Genomic DNA, 18,496 nt, shown 5'->3' on the forward strand with positions numbered 1-18,496 from the left:
AGGGCTACGCCGTTTAGAGGGGGCTATTATGTCAAGCATATATCAAATCAACAAAGGCGTATCTAAACCCATAGTTTTCCGGGGATTAAAAGCGCAATACATCGCTTACCTGGCCATAGGCTTGGTGGTTTTGCTGATCGGTTTCGCGGTATTGTATATCTGCGGACTGAGCCTGTGGATCATACTGCCCGTCATATTCGGAACAGGAACCATTTTATTTATTGGTGTATTCCGCTTAAGCCACCGCTTTGGTGAGCACGGTCTGGCCAAACACCTGGCCAAAAGGCAACTGCCGGTATACCTCAAATTCCGGTCAAGGAAATTATTTATCACACTGAAGCAAGCATAACATGGGAACAGACATCGAAAAAATATTGCCCTTAACCAAAGTAGAAAACGCTACGATCCTGTCAGCGCATGGCGACATCACTATCGCTTACGAAGTGACCCTGCCGGAAATTTTCACCTTGTCTGACCGGGATTATGAAGCATACCACCAGGCCTGGGTGAAGGCGATCCGTTTATTACCGCAAGGCAGCATTTTTCATAAACAGGACTGGTTCACTGAAGGCAGTTTTAAAGCTGATTTTGAAAGAGCCGGGAAAAGTTTCCTCTCCCGTTCCAGTGAACAGTTCTTTAATGAACGGGAATACCTGGAGCACCATTGCTATATCTTCCTGTCCCAAAAGCCAAAAGACAGGAAATTAGCAAGTTCCGCTTACAGCAATATCCTGCGTAAGAGTATTGTACCGCAGCAAACTATCAACCCCGTTTTAGTTAAGGATTTTTTGGATAGCGCCGGGCAATTCGCGAGGATATTGAAAGACAGCGGCTTTGTGTCATTGAGCCGTCTGAATGACGACGAACTGGCCGGAACCGCGGAGCGGGCCGGTATTATCGAGCGATACTGCTTTTTAAACAAGCCCGGGCAAAGGCCGGTGTTGCAGGACATCCACATCAAAGACGGGATCAGGGTCGGCAAAAATCATTGTGAACTGTATACGTTAGCCGATGTGGAAGATCTGCCCGCCCTTTGCGGCAGCCGGATCAATTATGACAGGTACAGCACCGACCGTACCAAATTCAGCATCGGCTTCGCCTCGCCTCTGGGTCAGCTATTGCCCTGCAATCATATTTTAAACCAGTATATTTTTATTGAAGACGGGCAACAGACCATCAAACGCTTGGAAGCTAAAAAGCTAAGGTTACAGTCGCTATCTGGTTATTCAAGGGAAAACGCGATCAGCCGTGACGCGGTTAACGATTTTTTAAATGAGGCGATCGGGCAGCAGCGCTTACCCGTTAAGGCACATTTGAACGTACTGGTCTGGTCAGATAATGAAAACAGGATCAAAGAACTGAAGAATCTGATATCCTCCGCTATGGCGCAAATGGATGCCACCGCCAGGCAGGAAACCGACGGCGCTGCACAAATATGGTTCGCCGGGATGCCGGGCAATGAGGCCGATTTTCCCATGAATGATACGTTCGATACATTCATTGAACAGGCCGCCTGCTTTTTCAACCTCGAAGCCAATTACCGAAACAGCATCAGTCCTTTCGGAATGCGGATGGGCGACCGTTTAACCGGCAAGCCGGTTCATGTAGATATATCCGATGAACCGATGAAGTTAGGTTACACCACAAATCGTAACAAATTCATCTTAGGGCCGAGCGGTTCGGGTAAATCATTTTTTACAAATCACATGATCCGTTCCTATTATGAACAAGGTGCGCATGTGGTATTAGTCGATGTGGGCCATAGCTATAAAGGTTTATGCGATTTGGTAGGCGGCTATTATTTTACGTATTCGGAAAGCGATCCGATCAAATTCAATCCTTTCTATTTATCGGAGGGTGATGCACTGGATACCGAGAAGAAGGAAAGTATCAAAACGTTGCTTTTGGCCCTTTGGAAAAAGGACGATGAACCCTTTAAGCGCAGCGAATATGTCGCGTTATCCAATGCCTTGACCGGGTACTTTGATCAATTGACCAAACGACCCGATCTCTTTCCCTGCTTTAATACTTTTTATGAATACTTGATGGAAGAATATATGCAGGTGTTGGAAGACGGAAAAGTTAAGGAGAAAGATTTTGACATCGGCAATTTTTTGTATGTGCTCAATCCCTATTACCGCGGTGGTGAATTTGATTACCTGCTGAATGCCAGCGAAAACCTTGACCTGTTAAACCAGCCCTTTATTGTCATGGAACTGGACAATATCAAGGATCATCCCATTTTATTCCAGGTCGTTACGCTGGTTTTGATGGAAATGTTCATCAGCAAAATGCGTAAGCTAAAAGGCATTAGAAAAGTTTTGCTTATTGAGGAATGCTGGAAAGCCATCGCCAAAGATGGCATGGCCGAGTACATCAAGTACCTGTTTAAGACGGTTAGAAAGTTCTTCGGTGAGGCCATTGTTGTAACGCAGGAGGTTGAGGACATTATCAGCAGTCCCGTAGTAAAACAGGCGATCATCAATAACAGCGATTGCAAGATACTGCTTGACCAAAGCAAGTACCAAAACAAGTTCGACGCAATTCAGGAATTGTTGGGCTTGACTGAAAAGGAAAAGGCATTGATTCTTTCCATGAACAGGGCCAATGATCCCAAACGCAAATACAAGGAAGTATTCATTTCCCTGGGGCAACTCTCCAAAGTCTACCGCACGGAGGTCAGCCTGGAAGAATACCTGGCCTATACGACCGAAGAAAGCGAAAAGGTCAAAGTGCAGCAGTACGCTAAAAAATATGGCAGCATCCGGAAAGGCATCGCGATACTGGCGACGGAACTCCGCAATAAATCATAAGGGCTTTAACATACAAACCACCGAACAGAAAAGAAATAACAATTAAAACTATGAAAGCAACATTTAAACTGATGGCCGGCGCTATTTTATTAATGGCAGCCTGTAAGAGTAACAGTGGCAGTGATTTCATACCCGGCACCTATGTGAACCAGTCGCAAAGCGAGTTCAGCGTGGCTAATGATACACTGGTCATCTCCAAAGCCGTGAATACGGATTATATCTACCTCATTACCCGCAAAACCGGTTACCGCAGGATCGGGGACGGTAAGTTGTACCCGGCGAAGTACAACATCAAGCATTTAACTGGCAACTGGGACCCGGTTAAACAGGTCATGCAGCTGATGCAGAATGAGACGACACTCATCTTCCAGCCCGATCAGAACAAGCTTTATATCGGCAGTAATACCTACTGGAAGCTGTAGACGGATCAGTTAACGAAACCATTTACCAATAAGCATTCAGCGCTATCCATTATGGCGCTAAGGAATGTATTGTGTCAGAATATGGCTAAAAGCAAACTCATGAGCACCCATAAAAACAATGAAAACACGAATAATCAAAGATATTATGAAAAAATATATGGTCATTTTACCAATGTCTGCGGTTACGATCTTTGTGTCTATACCCAAAGACGCGGATGCGCAGATCGTGGTCAGCCAGGTATTGCAGGAAACGGTCGGCCGGGTGATCCGGGCCATTGACCTGGAAGTGCAGCGAATGCAGAATAAGACGATCTGGCTGCAAAACGCGCAAAAGGCGCTGGAAAACCAGCTATCCAAGCTGAAGTTAAACGAGATTTCAGACTGGTCGCAAAAGCAAAAGGATCTGTACAGCAGCTATTACAATGAGTTGTGGCAGGTCAAATCCGTCATCGCTTACTACGAGCGGATCAAGGACATGACTGAAAAGCAGGCAGCTTTGGTCAGCCAGTACAACCATGCCTGGGGCCTGCTAAGGTCGGATAAGCATTTCTCCGCCAATGAGCTGAAGTATATGCAATCGGTCTATTCGGGCATTTTACAGGAAAGCGTCAAAAACCTGGATGAAATTTTAGTGGTCATCAATTCCTTTAAAACGCAGATGAGCGATGCCAAACGGCTGGAACTGGTTAACCAGGCTGCGGACCGGGTAGATACCAATTGCAGCGACCTGAAGCAATTCAATAACCAGAATTATGTGCTCAGCATCCAGCGGGCCAAAGACGCGGACGAGGTAGAAACTTTAAAACGCTATTATGGAATCGAATAAACTAAAAGGTCAAAGGCGAAAAATGAAAGGTTTTTTGATCTTTTGTCTAGGTTCCTGTCTCTTGCTTCTTGGCTCTGCGGAGCGCAGCGAAGCCCAGACTTTTGGCGAGTGGTTTAACCAGAAGGAAACGCTGATGAAATACCTGTTACAGCAAATCGCGGCTGTCGCGCAATATAGCAGCTACGTCAAAAAGGGTTATCAAATCTCGCGGAATGGCCTGGGCAATATTAGATCATACATCAAAAACGAACAAGGTCTGCATTCGGCTTATTACAGTTCATTAAGAACCGTCAACCCGGAGATCAAGGACAATCCAAAGGCGGATACCATCATCAGCTATGCAGCGCAGATTCCTGGGCAATTTGACCACCTGAACAGCCTGACAGGCCTGGATGAGGGTAACCGGAAATATATCGCCCAGGTCGAAGCTAAAATACTGGCTGAATGCGACAAGGATTTAACCGAACTGCAATTAGTCCTTACCAGCGGCCAGGCGCAAATGAGCGATGATGAGCGTATTAATCGGTTGGATCACATCTATGTTAGGGTGAAAGATAAATATGCCTTTACACAATCTTTCTGTAATAACGTCAGGATGCTATCGCTCCAGCGCAATCAGGAATTAAAGGATGCACAATCATCAGGGAGGTATTATGAGATCAATTAAAGGACTTTTAAAGTGCTCCCTCCCCGCGAGGGTTTGGATGGGGCTTATTTGCTTTATGCTTTGCGCTTTCCGCTCTCAGCCCTCCAAAGCCCAGGACCAGGATATGATGCAGCTGATCTTCGATATTGAAAAACTAACCCAATTCAAAGCCATCTTATCGGATATGCAGCAGGGATATTCCATCTTGACGCAAGGTTACCAGCAGGTCAAAAACCTGTCGCAGGGTAATTTTAACCTGCATTCGGTCTTTTTGGATGGCTTGTTACAGGTCAATCCCGAAGTTGCGAAATACGCACGGGTACCGGATATCATTGCAGATGAGGCCAGCATCCTGTCTGAATACAAAAAAGCATACCGCCAGTTTCAAGGCAGCGGAAGTTTTAATGTCGGAGAGCTGGATTATCTGGCCAGGGTTTATGCACAACTAACCAGTGCGGCTTTAAATGATGTGAACGACCTGGCCAATATCCTGACCGCTTCCAAATTACGGATGTCGGACGATGAGCGCCTGTCGGCTATCGACCGAATTTATGCTTCCAGTAATGACAAGCTAAGTTTTCTGCGGGACTTTAACAGGCGCGCCCGTGTCCTGCTTTTACAACGGCAACAGGAACAGAACGAGGTCAATAACTTAAAAACCTTATACCCATGAAACAACTAAAAACACGACTGAAAATCTCCCCCTTCAGGGGGTTGGGGGGCTTAATGGTTTTACTGATCCTTCCCCATCTAAGCCAGGCGCAGGATATTACGAGCAGCCTAAAAGGAATGCAGCCGGTACTGGATAACGTATATAACCAAATGATCCCGATGTGCAGTAATCTCATTGATGCCGCGCGGGGCATAGCGGGGTTTGCGGCACTCTGGTATATCGCCTCGCGGGTATGGCGGCAGATCGCGCAGGCGGAGCCGCTCGACTTCTATCCGCTGTTGCGCCCCTTCGCACTGGGGATGGCGATCATGCTGTTTCCAATGGTCATCTCGCTGATGAACGGGGTGATGCAGCCCATCGTATCGGCGACCGGCACCATGGTCACCAATTCAGATAACTCGATAGCGCTATTGCTCAAACAAAAGCAGGACGCAATCAAAAACAGTTCAAGCTACCAGATGTATGTAGGCGATGACGGCAACGGCGACCGTGACAAGTGGTATAAATACACGCATCCCGACGATCCCAACGACCAGAATGAGGGCACTTTTTCCAGCCTGGGCAACGACGTAAAGTTCTGGATGGATAAAATGCAGTACAATTTCAAGAATAACATCAAGCAGTGGATGTCTGAGATTTTGCAGGTGGTTTATGCGGCGGCAATTCTCTGCATCAATACTTTACGCACCTTTTACCTGATCGTTTTGGCCATATTGGGGCCGCTGGTATTCGGGTTTGCTGTCTTCGACGGCTTACAGCATTCCTTGCAGCAATGGGTAGCGAGGTACATCAACATCTTTTTATGGCTGCCCATCGCCAATATCTTCGGGAGTATTATCGGGCAGGTACAGCAGCAAATGATCAAGCTGGATATTTCGCAGATACAGAGCGCCGGCGACACATTTTTTTCACCGACCGATACTTGTTACTTAATTTTTCTCTGTATTGGCATTGTGGGTTATTTCTCGGTGCCGAGCGTTGCCAATTATGTGATCCATGCGCATGGAGGTAACGGCCTGCTAAACAAGGTGACAAGTGTAGCCGCCACTACATTCAGCATGGCCCCTGGCGCTGCGGCAGCGATAGGCGACCGCGCGGAACAGGCCCGCAGCAATATCCTGAACATGCCGCGCGACTTTATGGATGGCTGGAACAGTGCGGGAAACAATAGTCATCAAAAGGATCGTCTTTCTGGTAAATCATAATTAACTCAATTAATCACTATTAACATAAATCTCCCCTACCGGGGGAGATTTAGAGGGGGCCTTTATGTTTCAACAATTCAAAAATATAGACACCGCGTTTAAGCACATCAAGCTATTCAGCATTTTTCTGTTGCTGGCCAATATGGTTACGCTTTGCTTTTGTATCTATAAAAGCTATGATATCGTCAATAAAGCGCAGAACCGGGTACATATCCTGTACAACGGCAAGGTGCTGGAAGCTATCGCGTCCGACCGGAAGACGAACCTGCCGGTAGAATTGCGTGACCATATCAGGACTTTTCACGAGGATTTCTTTACCCTGGTGCCGGATGACAAGCAGATCGACGCTACTATTACCAAAGCTTTGTATTTGGCCGACGGGAGTGCCAAGGCCGCTTATGATAATTTAAAGGAAGCGGGGTATTTCAATAACCTGATCTCCGGTAATATCAACCAGCAGGTAAACATAGACAGCATCCGCTTAGACCCGGATACCTATCCCTATGGCTTTACCTGTTATGCCACAGAAAAACTGGTCAGGGCCAGCAGTACGGTAACCCGTAAACTCATCACAAAAGGAAAAGTCAGTGACCTGAAAACCGAAACGGACAATAACCCGCACGGCTTTTTGATACAGGGCTGGGAAATATTGCAAAATAACGATGAACAGGAAAAAAAGAACACGCCATGAACTTATTCAGAAAAATAAAGACAGGCAACCGTGTGGAAAGCGCCTTTAGCATGCCGGTCAGGCGGTCTGTTGAGCGGAAGCAAAGAAAGGCGGCGGCTTACCTGAGTCGGAAGACACAGTACTGGAACCGCAGTTCCAAGATCATTGCTTTAGCGCTTTTCTGCCTGCTGTTCGGCGGTGGCTGTTTGCTGCTGCTCTTGAAAGCTATTATTCACTTTTAAAACAATATTTATGACAACACAAGAAGAACGGAAACGAAAAATGCTGCTCTTTCTGCCGCTATTAGTCCTGCCATTTATGGCATTAGGCTTCTACGCGCTCGGCGGCGGCAAGGGCGAAACAAATGCCCAGGCGGAATTAATTAATAAAGGGATCAATACCCAGTTACCAGGCCCGCAATTACAAAAGGACGATGCCAAAAACAAAATGACGGTGTATGACAAGGCGCAGCGTGATTCCGCATCGGCTAAATCAAAATCCGCCGCTGGCGCGTTTGCCGCTTTAGGATGGGATACGGCCAAATACCTACGGCATCCGGCAACCCCTGTAAACAGCGCACAGGATAATGAGGTAAAGATCAAAGAACGCCTGGCTCAAATCAATAAACAGATCAGCCAGCCTGCTACGGTGCCCAGGCCGCTGGCGGTTGATGACGGGGCCGATGCCAGATCAGCAGACCTCGAACGGCTGGAAAAATTGCTGAAGCAAAAACAGCAGGCGAATGAACCTGATCCGCAGATGCAGCAGCTCAATACGATGCTCGACAAGATCATGGCCATTCAGAATCCGGCCCTGGTTAAGGAACAACAGCCGATTAATAAGCCGGTTGTAAAAGACAGCGCATTCAAGGCCATTCCCGCTATGATTGACGGCAACCAGAAAGTAGCGCCGGGCGGCGTGGTCAGATTGCGCTTACAGGATACGATCAGGATCAACGGCTTGACTATTCCAAAGGGCCAAACGGTGTTCGGTTCGTGTACAATCACCAATCAGCGCCTGTTACTGGATATTCGCAATATCCGCCTGGGCACCGCGATTATCCCCGTCAATCTCACCGTGTTTTCGCTGGACGGGATGGCGGGCATTGCGGTGCCGGAAGCGGAATTGGGCGAGGCAGCGGGCAGCGGCGCAAACGGGGCATTGGAAAGCATGCAGTTTTTGAGTATGGACAACAGTTTGAGCACACAGGCGGCGACAGCGGGTATTTCGGCGGCTAAAGGTTTACTCGGCAAAAAGGTCAGGAAGATACGGGTAAAGCTCAAAGGCGGTGAAACCGTACTGCTTCGCATTAACAAGTCCTGATATGCGGCTGGAAACCAAACATGCACAGGTCATTATCGCAATGCTCGAAGATGCCCAGGATGTCGGGCTAAATCACGTTGTGTTTGAACTGCGGCCCGCAGACATGGATCTACAACCGCATCAGCTGAGTTTATTTGACACCATCGGTGAAGCCCTCGACTATTTGGAAGTAAAGTCGGGTTTCGGGTACCTGCCGGGAGGGGGCGACGAATACCCCGTTTACTACCGGCACGTCAACCAGTTGCTGGAAGAGTTAAAACAAGCAAATTCATTAACCATAAACAGTATTGATATGAACAGAAACAATTTGGAAAATCTCAAAGAGGAACTAAAAAAGCTGGGCTTTAAGGATAAAGTGGCAGCCGAAATGGAAAAACAGATCGAAAAAGGGGTGCCGGAATTTACACTGAACGATAAGGTCAACGGCGCCAAGGGGCAGGTTGACCTCACGCTTCATTTCAGGCAATCCGGCCAATCCGAAAATTACTTTTTTAATAAATACGAAGTGGCCCTGAACACCGGCAAGGGTTTGGAAGATGGACAAAAATACATGGTCATTACGCCCAATGCGCAGGCACCGGGCAAGAACCTGGTCAAATCCTTTGAAAATGTAACCGAGGCCATCAGCTTCTTTAAAGAACAAAAAGGCAACAGTGAGTTGGCTGTAGGCAAGGATGCGGCCAATAAGGTGGAACTGGCCAAGATGGAAAAAGGCAAGGTTAATTATGTAGCCAAGGACTTCCAGCGAACGTTCCGTACGCCCGCCCAAACACAAACTTTTTTCGTTGAACGTGGCAGGGGCTTTACCGCGGAGCAGGCTGCTAACCTGATACAGGGCCGGTCTGTTTTTCGCAATGACCTGCTGAACCTGGGTGGACAGGGCTATGCTGCCTGGATCAAGTTGGATATGGACAGCCCGAAGGACAGATACCAGAATTACCAGACCAACCAGTACCATGTACCGACCTATGGTTTTGAACTGGAAAAAGTATTGGATAAATACCAGATCAAGGAACTGAACGACCCCCAAAAGAAGGAAGCCTTAATTCAAACCCTGGAAAACGGTAACCGCCCTCTGGTGACGACTGTTAAAGACGGACAGGATACCAAGCTGTTTATGGAAGCCGTGCCGCGTTATAGTCAACTGAATTTCTTCAGGGAGGATGGTAAACCCGAAAAGCGGGAACAGTTCTTAAAGGAGCCGAAATTGGATCAAACCTTGCAGGTAGGCAAAGGAAAGGGCAAGGAAAAAGAACAGGAACACGGTATGAGTGTATAGACCGGAAAGCTATCTTTGCGGCTTTTTAAAAACGAAAAAACAATTATTATTCACTTTTTAAATCATTATTTTATTATGGAGCAGATCGCAAAATTAAAGGAACTGATCGCCTCCGCGGAAGCTGATGCGGAGAAATTTTACAACAACGGCAATAACGCCGCCGGAACCAGGCTGCGTAACGCAATGCAGCAATTGAAGGTAACTGCGCAGGAGGTGCGCACCGAGGTAACCAACAAGAAGAATAGTTAGTCATTTATATTTATATAAATGTAATGAAGCCTAATCTGTCAATTTGGTCAGGTCAGGCTTCTTATTTAAATATCTCATCCAATTGCCATAACAACTCTAATGCGTTTGTCCATCCCGAATTGATATAAATGTCAAGGATATCCAAAAGGTCTTGAAATGGTTGATCTTCCAATAATAAATTGCGATGGTCTGCCAGTAGTTTTTCTGTTATATGTACGACCTCTTGTATCGCGAACGAATCCAGTGTGTATCCCCCTTGTATTGAGCACCGCGTAATGGCGGCCAACATCCTCAGTATGTCTTTGGCATCATAATGTAACAGAATGTTCAAAGTTTGCATAAAGTAATGCGCCGTGTGACCAATGATAAAACCTTTGTTTGTTATGGTTTCTGAAATTGAAATTACTTTTTGAAAAACAGGCTTTACCAAAAAGTAAAAATAACGCCTGTTCTCTTCGTTTACAGGAAGCTTAAAATCACTTCGGTTGTACGTTTTTGCGTCAATGTCAAAATATATCCGCATAACCACTTGATCAATGATCTTAAACGCCGACTCCACTTCGGGTAATTGCATAGTAAACCTTTCATCGGGGATATCGACTAACACCTTTCCGGCCTGTTCAACATAGTGTAGGATAATATCAATTTTCTTTTTCGTCTGCTCATCGGGGTTGCTGTAGTCGTTTTCAGGAAAAGACGGATGCATTTTTTCAAACATCCTGAATATGATGGTGTGGCAAAATTCCGGATACCTATAAGCTTCATAAAGTATAGTGTATGCAACTTCTACTTCTTGAGCCAGTGCCCACAATAACATTTCTGAAAAACTATCCAGGAACGAATTATTGTGAGTAAAAAATTCTGTTTTTGAATATGCAATGTTTAGCAGCTGAGTTGCGTCATCTTTTAGTGTCGCATTCTTGAACATCACATTTTGCATCAAGGTGCTGTAAACAAAAAAATCTGTTTCGTTTTCAAGACGTTCAATCAATAATCGGCGGTAAAGCAAATAATCCGCATTGAAAAGTTTTATCAGATTTCTAACGGAATGAAAGCGCACAACAGAATTTTTATCCTGCAATGCCTTTTCCAAATCAACAAGTAGTTCGTTATCTTTCCTATAAACATAAATGTTTAATAGTGCTTCAGCCGCCTCAATTCTCGGTGTTGGCGAATATCCTCGTGCAGGTGAACTATTTGCATTGTCATCGTCAAATTTTGACAAATAGTTGAAAGCAAATAGCGAGGTTTTTTTGATAAAAGCATAATCTTCTTCCGTTAGGTCTTCCATATTGCGTGTAGCTATTGCTACTGTTTTTGCAATGGAATTAATTACCGTAAAAAACAGTTCAACAGGTACATTATCGGATTTCAGGACTTTATAAAAAGCTTCTTTGCTCAAACTTAAAACAGGCTTGTATTCACTGTAAATGGGTTCACTATTTAAAAAGGTATGGCTAAATGCGTCCATCTGGTTAACCAACCGGTTCAAGTCTTTAAACAATGGCGTACTAATATCAACTCCCTGGTCTTTCAACCATTCTTCGTTAGTATATACGGAGGATGAAAACGAAGAACGAATTCCCGGCTCGTTTTCAATCTGATTTTTATCGGCCATAAACAGTTTTGCCGCTTCGGTCTGCAAGCGTTCCGGAGGTATTCTTGAAAGCGCTGTATGCAGGACGTTAGGTTTTGTTTCTGCCGGATACATTCCAAACATCAAATATTCGATTTTCAGCACTTGTTCATCAGTTAAAAACTCGATTCCTTTCTCGATTAAATCTCGGATCTCGTATGAGGTTTCACTTGCAGTAAAAACGTTTGGCACAAGTATTATCGGGTAGACTTGTTGAATTAATTGCTCCGGATATTTAGCAGCTAATTTGAAGAACTGCTTCCAAAGAAAACCGACTTTTGCTTCAGAAATAAAAACTTTAAGAAATTTCGTTAGGTTTTGCAGGTCATTTTTTTCAATTAACGATTCAAGAAAATGAATGATATCAAATGAAATCTCCACCGGTTTATTGCTATATAACCGGTCTCCCCATATAGACGAAAAGTCGTGGATAATTTCTGCATTCAAGTTCTCGTATTTAAAGGGAGTGCTTTTTATAGATCTGTCCATCATTCTATCCTCTAACACCGCCTTATTGACAATTTGAATTCCTATAGGCAGTGCAATATCGGGGGCATCGGTAATGAAGTCGGGGAAAAGCTTTTGCAGGCGATAATAACACAATTCAAAGTCCTGCTTGCGGTTGCTTAGAAGGTTCATTACCACACCAGTACCCATCCTTGTTTGTTCCTGGCTATTTTCCTGATAGTTGAATATGGCGACGTAAACCCTGCCAACAAACTCCGGATCAATTGGAATAATATAGCTGCTGTATTCCGAGAGGTTAGTGAAATACGCAATTTCAAAACCTGGCTCCTTGATTAAGCCGAGTATCCTCCCTAATATTTCGCGCGAGGCACCCGGGTCAGTAACATAGGTCTTAGCAACCAGTTCAATCCCGCGTTGGGCAGCTATTCGATCCAAATATTGCTTGTATTCAGTTCCCCGGTTTTTAAGGACGAATTTTACGAGGTTTCTCGACGACTCGCCACAAGCGGCAAATAACTCGCTATCAGGATAATCTTTAATCGCCCGCTCTAATAAAAAGGCAAATTCAAAAATATAGGCGACAGACAGTTGATCTGATAATTGCTTTAGCAGCCAAACATCCTGCACTAAGGTCCGCCTTCTGATAAATCGAATAGACTGAAGTAGGTTTCTAATATTCACGTCATCCGCAGCATTTTTTGTATTTAATAAATTTGATATTTCGTTGATATTGGCATATTCAGTAGCAATTACGCCGTAAAGAATAAGCCTTACCATTAACTGGATTTCTTTTGATGTCTCCGTTTTTAGATGCTCATAAAGCGACCAAAATGTCGCCGGATGCAAATACCACAAACCAGTAAAGAAATATAGAAAGCTTGGGCGCAGAAAGAACGGACGTGTCGTATTGTCGTTGATGAATTTCAATAATTGCCTGGCATCGCTATTCAGGCAGTAAATGCTAACAGCAAAGTCAAAAAGTATATTGTGTGAAAACGCAATACGGGAATTATTTAATGATATTTCATCTAATATATTTTCACTTCGTAAATATTCAAATGATTGCAGATCATCTTTCGCTAATGATGGTAACAGTTCAGATTTGGGACAGCTAAGGGAACGGCGCTGCACTAAAGCCGAGGTCAAACTTGACAGCAATTGTTCTTTAGCTAGGTGATTGTCGGTATTTAAAATCTTTCGCTGCCAAAACGTATTCAACAATTGCGTTTCTGATTTAATGTTTCTAATTTCCTCTAATTCTGTAGCATTAAGTTCACCGATAATAATTTCTGAAAGTTGTAAGAAAAAAGGTATGTGTAATATTTCCTTTAGTTCCCGGCTGCTGTTTTGATAAAAACCGCCGAGTTTAACATTCTGAGCAAATACCTGATCCAATTCTGCATCAGATAATTCTTCAATTTCAATTTTTCTGCAATAATTTATATCGCTTCTATTAGCGTCGCCTGGAAAAAGATTAATAAGTTCAACTGATTTCGATGCATCATAAGTACGAACACTAACCAGGATGTGCCATTTATCTTGCAATAATTTCTTAGCCTTTTTTATTTGCATAAGAAAGCCTTTACGGATATTCTCATCCCTCGCAGCATCAAAGGCATCAAAAATCAAGACTGCTTTATGCTCGTTGCGAAGCTTAATTTTGCTTAAAGTATCAAGCCAATTGCCATCTATTTTCAATTCCGTTGCAATTGCCTGATCTGAACTGTCAAAAGCATTGTCTATTTTGATGATGAAGGAAAGTATATTATTATCCAGTAGTTTCTTCTTTAACTCGCGGAGCATATAACTTTTACCAATACCCGGCTTGCCGACAATCAATCCATGATCACCGAGTGAAAACTCGTATAGCTGGTCTAATAGTATTGTTCTGTTAATCTTCATTGTCCTGCTCACCGCTTAATTTAAATAATTGTTCAGTTAAATCATCATCGCCATGTGCTTCTTCTGCTTTTGCAACAACTTCTTCTGCATAGGCAACCTTTGCTGGTTTTTGTGGTAATATCGCAGCTCCCAATTCGTAGATAAAGTTTTCAAACCCTTTGTAGCTTTTTTCTTCGTCCTCATAAAAGACAGTAATAATGCCGTATTCCCGTTTCAACAAATCAGAAAATGTAATGACCTGTTCTTTTGAAGACTTTGTAATACGCAAAACCACATAGTGATTTTCCGCACCATAAGTATTTAAGTCTTCTTTAACATGATCCAGCATTCGGCGGAAATAGGGGTCGTCAAGACTAAAGCCCATAAACACCACACGCCTAGTCGCCAGTATTGACCATAAAATCTTTCGTTTGATTGGCCATTCATAACCATATTGCAAAAGCAGTTGCTGAAATTGTTCTTTCGTTAAGTTTCCGTCCTGAAGTTGGTCAAATAAGTCCACATCATTCTTTACGAGGGCAAAACCGTATTTCGATTCATATTCTTTGCCGCTTAATATGATACTTTCTTTTATGTCGAACTTTCCATGGATGTGCAACACTCGCTTTGGTGTTTTAGAATTCAGGTTCAAGGATTGCAGAAATTCATAAAGCCTGATTTTCATCGAACTCTCAAACTGAAGTGAAATATCTAAAGCGGGCTTGATGTTATTTAGCGCACTTTCTAAAACAATATCATAATTTGTTGTCGTTATCGCTTTAAAAGGCAATCGGCACAAAGTTTCATGAAAAGCTTCATGAGTTGCCCCTTCGTTATCTGGCTGAAATGTCTGATAAATCAATGTATAATAACGATCCTCGCCTAAACATTCTTTCACTGCGTCGGCAAACGGCAGAAAAGCATCCTTGTCCTGGTTAAAATCCGGATCTATATCTTTAGCTGCTTTGTCTAATTTATCTACAAAATCCCGCCACGACGGATAAAGGGAGGCTGAACAGCCCGCGCCAGCCATCAATATAGCATCACCAGAACCTATTAACGCAATTAGTTTCCCTTTACGTTCATTGTTGGCGACTAATTCTTCTACAGAAAATATTGGCTCATTTTGCACTATATCAGCCTATTAGAAATTATTATAATCAATTAATATAATGCACATTGTCATAATCATTGACAAGGTTATCATTAAGGTTTATCAAATATCCCAATAATAAAAGTATAAAAGCAATAATATTAATCCCTTTTAAACCAGCAGTTCCAGCCGCTTCGTTCCTCAGCCGCTTCACTGCGTTTTAAAACACCTGCCGGCTTGGGCTTCGCTGGCGCATCGCCCAACCCACCAGGCTTTTTTGCTCCTATTTATCACCTTTCTTTAACTCCTCCCATTTTCTCCACTGGCCTTTTCGCAAGCAAATTTCTGAACGCCGGGTCTGCATGTCAAGACCGGGGCCCTGCGGGTTTGCTGGAAAAAAATCTCCACCCACTCCGCTGCGCTCCGGGGTCGTATTTTTTTCCGCAAAGTCTTGCCCTTCAGCCCGCCGTGCTCAGGTCAGGGTGCTTACAAAAAGCCACCGGAGGCTCATGCCGACGGTGACCTTGAAAAACATAACGGATATGGACATACAGAAAAGCAGAGCGCCCCCGGCACAGCGGAAACAGCAGACCGGAGACCATCACAGCAAGGAGTAAAATTTAGTAACCATTTAAAATTAAAAAATCATGAAAACCACAGAAGTTAAAACAAACGGAATAGTTAATAAAGCTGATAGTAATGCCGCAACCAATAAAACAGATACCGCAGGTAACGGGCAAAAAATCAATAACCTGCCTGTAAGCACAGCCTTTAACGATAAAAAGGACGAGCCGAAAAAGGAAGAACCCAAAGTCGAAACACCTGCACCACAGACAGAACAGCCAAAGGCAGGGGAAGCCAAACCACAGGCCGAGCCGACCAAAAAGGAAATTAAAGAACAGTTAAGGGAACAGCAGGAACGCAAGTTGGCCGATACCGTGAAAGTGGTGGAAGCATTGAGCAAGAAAATCGCCCAAAAAAACAAACTGCAAAACACTATTGGCAACCTCGACAGCTTTACCATCGCCCAAAACGATGATAAGGACGATATGGCAAGCGACAGCCGTTTTCAACGTTGCGAACTCGTGATTTCCGATGATGACGGCAACGAGTTCGTTACCAAGAACCCTTACATTATCGCCTATGTCGCCCACGAGGTAAAACAGCTTTGTATCGACAAACTGGCCGAAGTGGAAGCCAGCATAGTAATCCCTTTTTGAGTGTGCAAATGGAAATGCCCTATGTATTCGGAGTACATAGGGCATATTTCAAAATGGTTGAACCATTCTAAATTCTAAAGCAATGTTAGAGATTTTCATCGAATTAACCAACCAGATTTATTGGGCTGGTTATGCACAGGAGTTGGCAAAAGACAATCCCGCCTTATTTCAATTTGAGTTGAACGAATTTTTAAACGCATATGACTATCAGGCATGAAAGAAAGCATTTTTTTATTGATAAAGGTGGGTATCAGAACCACCCATACAAGTATCCACGATGCTATTGCGGAACTCCAAGCCAAAACCAAGTTGAGCGTAAGCAGTACGCCAAACGTCGAGGTTTTGGAAACTAAAATTATTCCATTAAACACCAAAAAGTAAAGTCATGACAAATTACAGTAATAACATAGTAAAGCCTAAAGTATGGCACATTTTAGGAACGACCATTGCCAAAAACGCGACAAGCGCCGAAGCCATGATACAGGCGGGTTTAGATTTCGAGGTAATGAAACGCCCCAATCTGCATACCCTGCCAAGTGGCAACAACATCATTTCCGATAACAGTTTTTACACGTTCCGAACCGATACGGAAGCCATATTAGGCGATAAGATAGGCAAGGATTACGAAGTAGTGCAGAACACCGAGGCTTTTAGCTTTTTCGACAGCATCGTAGGCGGTAACGGTGGCATTCGCTATGAAACCGCTGGGGCATTAGGTTACGGTGAAACCATTTTTATAACTGCAAAACTGCCCGATTATATTAAGGTTGGACGTAACGACCTGATTGACCAGTACCTTTTTTTGACATCAACCCATGACGGTTTGGGCAGTATCACTATCGCCTTTACACCAGTCAGAATATGGTGTTCCAATACTTTAAATGCCGCACTGAACAATTGCAGTAACTGCATTAAAATACGACATACCGCCAGTGCCGCCGAAAAATTGAAATCAGCACATAAAATGTTAGGTATATCCGACCAATTATCAATAGAGTTAGAAGCTATCTTTAACCGTTGGGCAAGGGTAAGAATAACAGACCCGCAGGTCAAACGGCTGATACAATTAGCAATGATACCGAACAAGGAAACTTACGAAAAGCTGAAAACGGGCAAGGATGAAGAATTATCAAGCCATTACAACAACATGGTATCAAGTGTGTTTGATTACGCCATGACCGCAGATAGCCAGCAGGAAAGCTCCGTGAAAGGTACTTTGTTTGGGACGTATAATGCTGTGACAGGGTACTACCAAAATGTCCGTAGCTATCGTGATGATGAAAGTAAATTTAAATCCATCATGTACGGAACAGGGCAAGACCGATCACAGGTGGCTTTTAACCTTTGCAATGGTTTTGCCAAAGCGGGAAACAGCGCATTATTATTGAATTAAAGAATCATAACAGGCAGATGCTTCGGCATCTGCCATTATTTAAAAACTATGGCAAACTGGTGTTCAAATACAGTAGAGTTCCGGGGTGAACCGGACAAACTTGAAAAGCTTAATAATTTATTTAGGGTATTATTAGAGAAGCAGCGAAGCGAGGATAAGGGACAATTACCGGAATTTGTGAAGGCGGAGGAAGGATATTTTTTTGAACTGGAGTTAAGTTTGTTCCCAACTGTGTTTTATGAGACCCGCTGGTCTCCGAATACCGATATTATCCGGCAGATGGCCGACCATTTCGGACTGGAGTTTGTCCACGAATACGCCGAACCAATGAATGGAGTAAGTGGGGAGGCACATTATTTCGGCGGAACGTTGTTGGTGATGAATGACCATTAAATCTTAAAAAAATGAATTATATTATTATCGAGACCTTTGGTGGCCCGGAATACGCCATTATTGTAACCGATACGGAAGGCAATAATTTGGTTTTTAATAACCGTGAGGATGCCGAAGCAGAAGCCGCAGATTGTCAAGATGGGTTAATAGTCGAGATACGATGAAATCCAAAATCGCCCGCTGTTGCTCCGCAACAGACGGGCGTTGCTGCCGCAATTAAAGTTTTAAAACGACAACTTGAGTTATTGAAAAAATCCTGATAAGTATCATCTTGGAGATGAACCAGACTACTGGATGCTGGCTCGA

20 protein-coding genes are annotated in these 18,496 nt (G+C 43.9%); 18 read left to right on the forward strand and 2 right to left on the reverse strand.

Annotation, left to right across the window (positions count from 1 at the left end):
• Positions 1-28 precede the first annotated feature (28 nt).
• The 12 genes from AC1RM2_RS23110 to AC1RM2_RS23165 all read left to right on the forward strand — a co-directional run bounded on the left by AC1RM2_RS23110 (position 29) and on the right by AC1RM2_RS23165 (position 10,106).
• On the forward strand, positions 29-349 hold the full coding sequence (locus AC1RM2_RS23110) for a DUF4133 domain-containing protein (RefSeq protein ID WP_492987499.1): 321 nt from the start codon (positions 29-31) through the stop codon (positions 347-349).
• Between the two features lies 1 nt (position 350).
• On the forward strand, positions 351-2,813 hold the full coding sequence (locus AC1RM2_RS23115) for a TraG family conjugative transposon ATPase (protein WP_492987500.1): 2,463 nt from the start codon (positions 351-353) through the stop codon (positions 2,811-2,813).
• A gap of 50 nt (positions 2,814-2,863) precedes the next feature.
• The gene (locus AC1RM2_RS23120) at positions 2,864-3,235 is read left to right on the forward strand and encodes a hypothetical protein (protein WP_492987501.1); all 372 of its coding nucleotides are present in this window, start codon (positions 2,864-2,866) and stop codon (positions 3,233-3,235) included.
• 118 nt (positions 3,236-3,353) lie between these two features.
• Positions 3,354-4,061: a conjugal transfer protein TraI gene (locus tag AC1RM2_RS23125; protein ID WP_492987502.1), complete on the forward strand. Its 708-nt coding sequence runs from the start codon at positions 3,354-3,356 to the stop codon at positions 4,059-4,061.
• The gene (locus AC1RM2_RS23130) at positions 4,048-4,728 is read left to right on the forward strand and encodes a hypothetical protein (protein ID WP_492987503.1); all 681 of its coding nucleotides are present in this window, start codon (positions 4,048-4,050) and stop codon (positions 4,726-4,728) included. Before AC1RM2_RS23125 ends, AC1RM2_RS23130 begins: the two co-directional genes overlap by 14 nt.
• Entirely contained in the window at positions 4,715-5,380 is a 666-nt protein-coding gene (locus AC1RM2_RS23135; protein WP_492987504.1) for a TerB family tellurite resistance protein, read from the forward strand. Before AC1RM2_RS23130 ends, AC1RM2_RS23135 begins: the two co-directional genes overlap by 14 nt.
• A gap of 53 nt (positions 5,381-5,433) precedes the next feature.
• Positions 5,434-6,585: a conjugative transposon protein TraJ gene (gene traJ / locus AC1RM2_RS23140; RefSeq protein WP_492988268.1), complete on the forward strand. Its 1,152-nt coding sequence runs from the start codon at positions 5,434-5,436 to the stop codon at positions 6,583-6,585.
• Positions 6,586-6,649: 64 nt separating this feature from the next.
• Positions 6,650-7,276 carry a conjugative transposon protein TraK gene (traK, locus tag AC1RM2_RS23145; protein ID WP_492987505.1) on the forward strand — a complete coding sequence of 209 codons (627 nt, stop codon included), beginning with the start codon at positions 6,650-6,652 and terminating at the stop codon, positions 7,274-7,276.
• Positions 7,273-7,497, forward strand: a complete 225-nt coding sequence (locus AC1RM2_RS23150) for a hypothetical protein (RefSeq protein ID WP_492987506.1) — start codon at positions 7,273-7,275, stop codon at positions 7,495-7,497. Before traK ends, AC1RM2_RS23150 begins: the two co-directional genes overlap by 4 nt.
• A gap of 10 nt (positions 7,498-7,507) precedes the next feature.
• Positions 7,508-8,578, forward strand: coding sequence for a conjugative transposon protein TraM (locus AC1RM2_RS23155; RefSeq protein WP_492987507.1), 1,071 nt, complete (start codon positions 7,508-7,510; stop codon positions 8,576-8,578).
• Position 8,579: 1 nt separating this feature from the next.
• The gene (locus AC1RM2_RS23160) at positions 8,580-9,857 is read left to right on the forward strand and encodes a hypothetical protein (protein ID WP_492987508.1); all 1,278 of its coding nucleotides are present in this window, start codon (positions 8,580-8,582) and stop codon (positions 9,855-9,857) included.
• 75 nt (positions 9,858-9,932) lie between these two features.
• Complete coding sequence (locus tag AC1RM2_RS23165) at positions 9,933-10,106, forward strand: histone H1 (RefSeq protein ID WP_492987509.1); 174 nt, start codon at positions 9,933-9,935, stop codon at positions 10,104-10,106.
• A 61-nt stretch (positions 10,107-10,167) separates the two neighbouring features.
• Here the strand turns inward: AC1RM2_RS23165 and AC1RM2_RS23170 are convergent, their stop codons facing one another.
• Positions 10,168-14,112: a hypothetical protein gene (locus tag AC1RM2_RS23170; RefSeq protein WP_492987510.1), complete on the reverse strand. Its 3,945-nt coding sequence runs from the start codon at positions 14,110-14,112 to the stop codon at positions 10,168-10,170.
• Entirely contained in the window at positions 14,102-15,223 is a 1,122-nt protein-coding gene (locus AC1RM2_RS23175; RefSeq protein WP_492987511.1) for an SIR2 family protein, read from the reverse strand. Before AC1RM2_RS23175 ends, AC1RM2_RS23170 begins: the two co-directional genes overlap by 11 nt.
• A gap of 608 nt (positions 15,224-15,831) precedes the next feature.
• Here AC1RM2_RS23175 and AC1RM2_RS23180 point away from each other — a divergent pair.
• The 6 genes from AC1RM2_RS23180 to AC1RM2_RS23205 all read left to right on the forward strand — a co-directional run bounded on the left by AC1RM2_RS23180 (position 15,832) and on the right by AC1RM2_RS23205 (position 18,354).
• Positions 15,832-16,404 carry a hypothetical protein gene (locus tag AC1RM2_RS23180; RefSeq protein ID WP_492987512.1) on the forward strand — a complete coding sequence of 191 codons (573 nt, stop codon included), beginning with the start codon at positions 15,832-15,834 and terminating at the stop codon, positions 16,402-16,404.
• 82 nt (positions 16,405-16,486) lie between these two features.
• Positions 16,487-16,621 carry a hypothetical protein gene (locus AC1RM2_RS23185; protein ID WP_492987513.1) on the forward strand — a complete coding sequence of 45 codons (135 nt, stop codon included), beginning with the start codon at positions 16,487-16,489 and terminating at the stop codon, positions 16,619-16,621.
• Positions 16,618-16,785: a hypothetical protein gene (locus tag AC1RM2_RS23190; protein ID WP_492987514.1), complete on the forward strand. Its 168-nt coding sequence runs from the start codon at positions 16,618-16,620 to the stop codon at positions 16,783-16,785. The genes AC1RM2_RS23185 and AC1RM2_RS23190 overlap by 4 nt, the downstream gene beginning before the upstream one ends.
• 4 nt (positions 16,786-16,789) lie before the next feature.
• Entirely contained in the window at positions 16,790-17,797 is a 1,008-nt protein-coding gene (locus AC1RM2_RS23195; RefSeq protein WP_492987515.1) for a DUF932 domain-containing protein, read from the forward strand.
• Positions 17,798-17,845: 48 nt separating this feature from the next.
• Positions 17,846-18,190: a DUF1281 family ferredoxin-like fold protein gene (locus AC1RM2_RS23200; protein WP_492987516.1), complete on the forward strand. Its 345-nt coding sequence runs from the start codon at positions 17,846-17,848 to the stop codon at positions 18,188-18,190.
• Between the two features lie 11 nt (positions 18,191-18,201).
• On the forward strand, positions 18,202-18,354 hold the full coding sequence (locus tag AC1RM2_RS23205) for a hypothetical protein (protein ID WP_492987517.1): 153 nt from the start codon (positions 18,202-18,204) through the stop codon (positions 18,352-18,354).
• Positions 18,355-18,496 lie beyond the last annotated feature (142 nt).

The organism is Mucilaginibacter sp. GW822-FHT03E02 (genome assembly GCF_058801545.1).

What these genes read in the sequence shown, in the direction of transcription:
- AC1RM2_RS23110 (WP_492987499.1), top strand. Translation starts at nt 29, where the DNA reads ATGTCAAGCATATATCAAATCAACAAAGGCGTATCTAAACCCATAGTT.
- AC1RM2_RS23115 (WP_492987500.1), top strand. Translation starts at nt 351, where the DNA reads ATGGGAACAGACATCGAAAAAATATTGCCCTTAACCAAAGTAGAAAAC.
- AC1RM2_RS23120 (WP_492987501.1), top strand. Translation starts at nt 2,864, where the DNA reads ATGAAAGCAACATTTAAACTGATGGCCGGCGCTATTTTATTAATGGCA.
- AC1RM2_RS23125 (WP_492987502.1), top strand. Translation starts at nt 3,354, where the DNA reads ATGAAAACACGAATAATCAAAGATATTATGAAAAAATATATGGTCATT.
- AC1RM2_RS23130 (WP_492987503.1), top strand. Translation starts at nt 4,048, where the DNA reads ATGGAATCGAATAAACTAAAAGGTCAAAGGCGAAAAATGAAAGGTTTT.
- AC1RM2_RS23135 (WP_492987504.1), top strand. Translation starts at nt 4,715, where the DNA reads ATGAGATCAATTAAAGGACTTTTAAAGTGCTCCCTCCCCGCGAGGGTT.
- traJ (WP_492988268.1), top strand. Translation starts at nt 5,434, where the DNA reads ATGGTTTTACTGATCCTTCCCCATCTAAGCCAGGCGCAGGATATTACG.
- traK (WP_492987505.1), top strand. Translation starts at nt 6,650, where the DNA reads ATGTTTCAACAATTCAAAAATATAGACACCGCGTTTAAGCACATCAAG.
- AC1RM2_RS23150 (WP_492987506.1), top strand. Translation starts at nt 7,273, where the DNA reads ATGAACTTATTCAGAAAAATAAAGACAGGCAACCGTGTGGAAAGCGCC.
- AC1RM2_RS23155 (WP_492987507.1), top strand. Translation starts at nt 7,508, where the DNA reads ATGACAACACAAGAAGAACGGAAACGAAAAATGCTGCTCTTTCTGCCG.
- AC1RM2_RS23160 (WP_492987508.1), top strand. Translation starts at nt 8,580, where the DNA reads ATGCGGCTGGAAACCAAACATGCACAGGTCATTATCGCAATGCTCGAA.
- AC1RM2_RS23165 (WP_492987509.1), top strand. Translation starts at nt 9,933, where the DNA reads ATGGAGCAGATCGCAAAATTAAAGGAACTGATCGCCTCCGCGGAAGCT.
- AC1RM2_RS23170 (WP_492987510.1), bottom strand. Translation starts at nt 14,112, where the DNA reads ATGAAGATTAACAGAACAATACTATTAGACCAGCTATACGAGTTTTCA.
- AC1RM2_RS23180 (WP_492987512.1), top strand. Translation starts at nt 15,832, where the DNA reads ATGAAAACCACAGAAGTTAAAACAAACGGAATAGTTAATAAAGCTGAT.
- AC1RM2_RS23185 (WP_492987513.1), top strand. Translation starts at nt 16,487, where the DNA reads ATGTTAGAGATTTTCATCGAATTAACCAACCAGATTTATTGGGCTGGT.
- AC1RM2_RS23190 (WP_492987514.1), top strand. Translation starts at nt 16,618, where the DNA reads ATGAAAGAAAGCATTTTTTTATTGATAAAGGTGGGTATCAGAACCACC.
- AC1RM2_RS23195 (WP_492987515.1), top strand. Translation starts at nt 16,790, where the DNA reads ATGACAAATTACAGTAATAACATAGTAAAGCCTAAAGTATGGCACATT.
- AC1RM2_RS23200 (WP_492987516.1), top strand. Translation starts at nt 17,846, where the DNA reads ATGGCAAACTGGTGTTCAAATACAGTAGAGTTCCGGGGTGAACCGGAC.
- AC1RM2_RS23205 (WP_492987517.1), top strand. Translation starts at nt 18,202, where the DNA reads ATGAATTATATTATTATCGAGACCTTTGGTGGCCCGGAATACGCCATT.